The organism is Weissella sp. DD23 (assembly GCF_001579105.1).
Classification (GTDB): domain Bacteria; phylum Bacillota; class Bacilli; order Lactobacillales; family Lactobacillaceae; genus Weissella; species Weissella cibaria.
Genome location: NZ_KQ970390.1, coordinates 504,715 through 506,200, shown reverse-complemented (window position 1 = coordinate 506,200; position 1,486 = coordinate 504,715). Strand labels below are relative to the sequence as shown.

The 1,486-nt window shown below is 48.7% G+C and carries 2 protein-coding genes; both read left to right on the top strand.

From position 1 onward, the window contains the following. On the top strand, positions 1-778 hold a 778-nt coding region (murI, locus tag WEIDD23_RS02475; RefSeq protein WP_242865399.1), incomplete at its 5' end, for a glutamate racemase. An 18-nt stretch (positions 779-796) separates the two neighbouring features. Beyond that, on the top strand, positions 797-1,393 hold the full coding sequence (locus WEIDD23_RS02470; protein ID WP_010373844.1) for an XTP/dITP diphosphatase: 597 nt from the start codon (positions 797-799) through the stop codon (positions 1,391-1,393). The last annotated feature ends 93 nt before the right edge of the window (positions 1,394-1,486 follow it).

Genomic DNA, 1,486 nt, shown 5'->3' with positions numbered 1-1,486 from the left:
GAAGCAAATTCCTGATGAACAAGTCTACTATGTGGGGGACACGGCACGTATGCCTTATGGTCCACGTCCACAAGAAGAAGTCCTTGGCTTCACTTGGCAAATGGTTCGCTACCTATTAAAAAAAGACATTAAGATGTTGGTGGTAGCCTGCAACACGGCAACGGCGGCAGCCTTACCGGACCTACAAGCAAAGCTAGACATCCCAGTTGTTGGTGTAATCCAACCTGGTGTTGATGCCGCTTTACGCAAGTCTGCAGATGGAGAAATTGGTGTGATTGCCACAGCTGGAACGGTTAAGTCATTGGCTTACTATAACGGTTTGTTGCAAGGAAACCGTGCAGCGAACGTGGTGCAATTAGCAGCACCCGAGTTCGTTGACGTGGCTGAAAATCACGATTACACGTCAGAATTCGCCCGCCAAGTGGTTAAGGAGAAGTTGTCATACTTCAAGAATCACCAAGTGGACACCCTAATTTTGGGATGCACGCACTTCCCACTAATGGAGAACTTTATTCAAGAAGCAATGGGACCACAGGTGACGTTGGTTAACTCAGGTGCCGAAACGATTTCAACGGTGGTTGAGTTCTTGGACAAGTTCGATTTGCGTCGTGCGAGTGCGAACCCAGCTGATCACAATGATGATGAGTACTTTACGACGGGTAGCGTGAAGCGTTTTGCCACGATTGGTGGACGCTGGTTGGATGATAAGGAAATGACAGTTAAGCACTTGGACATTATTGATGATACACTAGTGCTTAACGAAGATGTCACTGATTAAGTCTAACGGGGGATACGCATGGCTAAGTTAATTTTTGCTTCAAAGAACGAAGGCAAGGTCCGCGAGTTTCGTGAGTTTTTGACGCCGCTGGGGGTTGAAGTTGTCTCGTTGAACGAGTTGGAAAATGTGCCGACAATCATCGAGGATGGCAATACCTTCCAAGAAAATGCCACAATCAAGGCGGAAACCATCGCGAAAGCGTTTAATGTGCCAGTTGTGGCGGAAGATGCCGGTTTGACGGTCGATGCGTTAGACGGCGCACCTGGCGTCCACTCAGCGCGTTACGCTGGCGATCATGACGATGCGGCAAACAATGCCAAGTTGCTGCGTGAATTGGCAGATGTGGCAGATGCTGATCGCACGGCCTCGTTCCATGCTGTGATTGTGGCGATTAAGCCAGATGGCAAGCGATTAGTAGCCTCTGGTAAGGTCGATGGCCGTATTTTGCGGGCAGCACAAGGTAGTGATGGCTTTGGCTATGACCCACTCTTTTTCTACGAACCGTTTGGTAAGTCATTTGGCGAACTAACGCCGGCAGAGAAGAACGAGATTTCACATCGTGGGGCTGCTTTGCAACAATTTATGTCAGACTTTAATGCCTGGTGGGAGGATTAAGCAATGGATTATTTGATTATTTCTGATGCACACGGCGACCGTCAAATTTTGGTCGACGTGGTGGATCACTACCGTGGTAAGGTTAAGGCGATG